Origin of the sequence: Psychrobacillus sp. NPDC096426, from assembly GCF_044762745.1 — a bacterium.
Lineage (GTDB): Bacteria > Bacillota > Bacilli > Bacillales_A > Planococcaceae > Psychrobacillus.
Window position 1 is genome coordinate 1 of the sequence record NZ_JBIWEX010000052.1, and the last position, 4,558, is coordinate 4,558.

The 4,558-nt window shown below is 34.5% G+C and carries 5 protein-coding genes; all 5 read right to left on the reverse strand.

Features of this window, described 5'->3' with window-relative positions:
* Positions 1–368 precede the first annotated feature (368 nt).
* The 5 genes from ACIQYS_RS22280 to ACIQYS_RS22300 all read right to left on the reverse strand — a co-directional run bounded on the left by ACIQYS_RS22280 (position 369) and on the right by ACIQYS_RS22300 (position 4,393).
* Positions 369–1,295, reverse strand: a complete 927-nt coding sequence (locus tag ACIQYS_RS22280; RefSeq protein ID WP_402985208.1) for an aminoglycoside phosphotransferase family protein — start codon at positions 1,293–1,295, stop codon at positions 369–371.
* 784 nt (positions 1,296–2,079) lie between these two features.
* Positions 2,080–2,625, reverse strand: coding sequence for a hypothetical protein (locus ACIQYS_RS22285; protein ID WP_402985210.1), 546 nt, complete (start codon positions 2,623–2,625; stop codon positions 2,080–2,082).
* Between the two features lie 87 nt (positions 2,626–2,712).
* A complete protein-coding gene (locus ACIQYS_RS22290; protein WP_402985212.1) occupies positions 2,713–3,255 on the reverse strand; it encodes a hypothetical protein in 543 nt (180 codons plus the stop codon).
* A gap of 125 nt (positions 3,256–3,380) precedes the next feature.
* Positions 3,381–3,890, reverse strand: a complete 510-nt coding sequence (locus ACIQYS_RS22295) for a hypothetical protein (protein WP_402985214.1) — start codon at positions 3,888–3,890, stop codon at positions 3,381–3,383.
* A gap of 107 nt (positions 3,891–3,997) precedes the next feature.
* Positions 3,998–4,393 (reverse strand): GNAT family N-acetyltransferase, encoded by a 396-nt coding sequence (locus tag ACIQYS_RS22300; RefSeq protein WP_402985216.1) that lies wholly within the window; start codon positions 4,391–4,393, stop codon positions 3,998–4,000.
* Between the last annotated feature and the right edge of the window lie 165 nt (positions 4,394–4,558).

Consider the following 4,558-nt stretch of genomic DNA (forward strand, 5'->3'; position numbering starts at 1 on the left):
AGACCCGTACCTCCAGAAGTTCGTCAGTTCCTTTATGTAGAAACTATTCTCACCATATCTAGTTTTTCAGCCATGCGGTCTATCCTTCGGCATACCTTTTCCATAAGATTGGCTTCAGCCTAGTTCAACCGAATCTACCTGTGCTTCACACCTCATGACCAGTCAATCATGACGCATGCAGGAGTATTGATGGGATAGTTTCAGGAAACATGGCTCCATCATTCCTATCCTCCGTTGTAAAGTTGAAATTTATTTTTATAAATCTCCTGTATTTTCACGCTAAAAAGAGCTTATAACAGAACTTGTCGCGCGCACCCGTTAGTTTAAGTGAAAACCTTCACAATGATGGTTATAAATGCATATAAACCTTAATAAAGATTTGATCTATACCAAATAGGTTTTAACAATTCAAAGTTCTTATGATCTTCTAATATCAGATGTATGCGTTCTATAAATTTATCTAGCTGTTCTGGCGATTTATTAATTGACCAAACAACACTCGAAAAAATAACCATTGCTGAATATATTGAATAAAGTCTCCAAAAATCCTCTGGTATATTGTTAGCGAAGTATCCATCTATTTGTCCAACAGAAAAAGAAATACTGTCTACTCTGCTAGCCAAAGCAACTTTTACAAAGTCATGAAATGGATCTCCCCAATCATAATTATCAAAATCAATTACACCAACATACTTTTTATCTTTCAATATTATATTTTCTAAATAAAAGTCATCATGTTGAAATTGATTAGGACGATTTTTTAGATAATGATAATTGCTTTCAATAAACCTCATAACCTTATCATCATTACTAATTTTTATACCACACTTCTTATATTCCTTTAGATACCTATTGTGCTTTTGTATAGACCTTTCATGCCAATTTCTTATGTCATATGGGGCTGGGTGTTGATGAATTCGCGATAAGTCTTTTCCTGCTTCTACTCCAATTTCATACTGTTCTTGTTCTTTAAAGGATTGTATTAAATTTTTTGCATCTTCACCTTCAATATAAGAAAATATGCTATAACAAATACCAAGCTCCTTTAATATTCCAAGATCAATTGGTTGTGGAGAATGAACTTTATACTTTCTAATATCACTTAAAACTTTAAATTCTTCCTTTTTCCTATCGTACCTTTCCATATCACTTATACGTAACAAATATTTATTCCCATCTTCATCCATAACTACATATTTTTCATCTGGTGAATAACCTTTAGAAAGCCTAGTAACTTTTGTATAATTGTGAAGAATCTTTATTCTATCCATCAGTATTTGAATATTATTTTCCATCATGCCATCCTAATATTGCCTTTTTTCTTATTCAACTAACCTGCATCTTTAGTTGAATAAGAAAAAGAGCCGTTTTACCAGCTCAGTGAACTTCAAGTAGTCGAGTAGAAGAGAACCTCTCTACCTTGCGGTAGATTGTGTTACTCCCCCCTCACAGAACCGTGCTTGCGCTATTTACGCACACGGCTCCTCCAAGTCATCATTCACACTGACTCTGCTATCCTCAATAGTTTAGTTTACATTTATTATCTCTACCGCTGCGTGTAGTAAATGTGTCCCTAGTGAGGGTGATAACTTGGTAGCAGCCTTTCCTCCATCGGCATTACCCAACTTCATTGGTACTACGCTGCTATCCGACTCCCTACAACGGCATTTGGTTTCCTTGCTTATTATCGCTTGTACACCATACTCTTCTATAAGAAGAAAAGACCGGTAGGGCCTCCCGAGTTGCCGTATCATATCAATGTGTGATGTGCCAAGGTCTCTGACTCCAGAGAGGTTTTATCCTTCTTGCCTTTAACGATGGATAAAATGTAGCTTTCTGCTGTGCTTAAGGCATCAGCCCTCTCGAATTACTAACATTATGGAGCTCCATCCCTTCAACCATTTGGCTTTCGGCCCGCCACCTAACTGTCTACGCTTAAAGGCTAATGTTACCATTAGCCCTCCAAGACTCGCTACGAGTGAATGGCTAGTTCTTTCTCGACGGGAATCCCACCCGCTATATGATACGACCTAGGCTCGGCCGCACAAGCACCTCGTTAGTTGAATAAGAAAATTAAATTCACTGTATTATCTGTTCAATTATTTTACGGTCTGAAGACAAACCTGTAATAGTAGAGCCTATTAGATCTTCTCCATCAGTAACTAAAAACCAAAACTTTTGGTCATCGCCATATTCAATGATGTTGGCTTTAAATTCGTTTCCACCATCAGTTTTAATGTTTACTTCTTCTATTTGAGGATCAAGTATTTTCCCCCTAATTAAATCAGTATAACCATAAAAGCTAGATTCTAAGTTTGAAAAACCCCAATCTAATTTATGTTCATGAGAAAGTCCACCAGCGAAGCTGTTAACAAGCTTCCATCCAAATAGGTTTTTCTTAAAGAGAGCACTCCCAAAATATAAATCTTGTTGATTACCCCATTCATAAAAAGCAATTGCTTGATTGTTATCCAAAAATTCAATATGAGCAATGTTCGTCATTGGTTGATTTAATGAGTACATAACCTTTTTAATTTCCTGAACATCATCTTTTAATGCTAAATTTATAAATATAATCGCTAATAAAATAACTGTTATAGAGATAATTTTTAATTTCTTAGACATAATATTCCCCCCAAAAAACATAACACAGCATATCCATTATCTGGTTGAATTGCTAACATATTTTTTTCAACTCTACTGCCCGTTAGTTCAATACCAACCTGACTTTGTAGTTCCATCCTTATAAAAAACTTTCACTTCTGGGTCATAATTGACAGGAGCCTCTGAGAAGCTATACCATATTCGCCCTTTACTAGTATCTATAATTGTAGCTTCATTAAAATCTTGGTCTTTATATTTTATCTCCATTTCCTCTATTGAAGGGTCATTAATTACACCAAATGTTACAGATACTAGTTCTTCGTACGATTTCATATCCCTTGGCTGTAAGTTACTAAACATTCTGGTTAAAATCATATCTTCTTCGTTGAACAATTTACTTCCTGCACCATAACTCCAACGAAATCCAAGAAGGGTATTTTCAACTAATCCTACTGATAAAATATCATCCTTGCCATAAAAAATGATAGTATGCCCTTTATAGTCAGTGGTATGAAATATTTCATCAATTGGCACGTTTGATTCGCTTATAGCTTCATCGAGAGTTTTATAATTCACTTTATAATAAGTAAAAACTACAATGAAGCCCAACAAAATAATAAATGAAATAGAAAAAACTTTTTTTAATTTCATATTTCACCTCCATAGGAATATTGCTACATAAATAAACCAATACCTTTATTACACTAAACTGCACCTTTAATTCAATAAGCAAAGAGGCTTTTCTCCTTCTTGAAGTAAAGCACCCGTTAGCTGAATTAATCTTTTACTATTTCAACTTCCTTTATCGCACTTGTTAAAGCAAAGGTGTTTTCACTTATCGTATGTCCCTCTACAAGCGAGATATCATATTCTCCATTAGAGAACTGTATGTAATTCGCATCTTCTTTGTTCTTTTCAAAAAATATAGTGTACTCATTCTTATCCATTGTATTTAGTTCCCAACTTGCACCTATTGTCATTTCAACATTGTCTGATATTCTCTTAGCGTAATATCCTTCCTTGTCCTCCACTAATTCACCGACGAAATATGTATTTCCACTTGACTGTACTACTAATAAACTTTTATCATTTGTCGTTGTAATTAAATCAATATTCCCTTTAATATTTTCATTCTGAACAAAATGTTCCAAAGTTTCTTCTTTAGAAGAGAATTGGTCAATATTATCCTTTTCACTACAAGCAGATATGAAAAAAATCGCTATAACCGTTAAAATAACCATAAATTGTCTAATAATTATCTCCACCTTTACCCGTTGATTTTTCATCAAAACCATTTGCCGTTGTTCAACTAACCTGCGGCTTTAGTTCAATAAGAAAAAAGGCTTTACCCCTTCTTGAAGTAAAGCACCCCGTTAGCACAAAAAAATATGCTTTATTTTCTGTGCATTACAAATTGAGATTTGCTATATTTAAACTTATTTTTCTCGTAAAATGGAATTAAATCCTCTTCACAAAACAGACTAATTACATCAATGTGAGAAAGTTCCATTAACAATTGTGATACAATTTTCGTCCCAATACCTGACTTTTGAAATTCTGTATGTAATACAACATCTTCAATATAAGCCCTAAATTTACCGTCCGATACAGCCCTTGCAAAGCCTATTAGAACATCACCTTTCCACGCACCAACAGATATTTCCCGTTTTAACATTTCTTCAATATCTTGCTCTTTTCTATCTTCCCACCAACCTGCATCACTATAAAGTCTAATAAGTTCAGTTGCTTTTATTGGTTTCTCAATAAAACTCTTAACTTCCACTTTCAAACTACCATCCCCCATGATTTTTCTTTATATTACATCTAAAACTTTATATTGGTCTTCTTGAACTAACCTGCCCCTTTAGCCATCCATGTAGCGCAAAATCAGCGCTACACCACAGAGAATGAAAATGTGAAAAACGGGTATAGGATACTACGGCTGGGAGAGGAA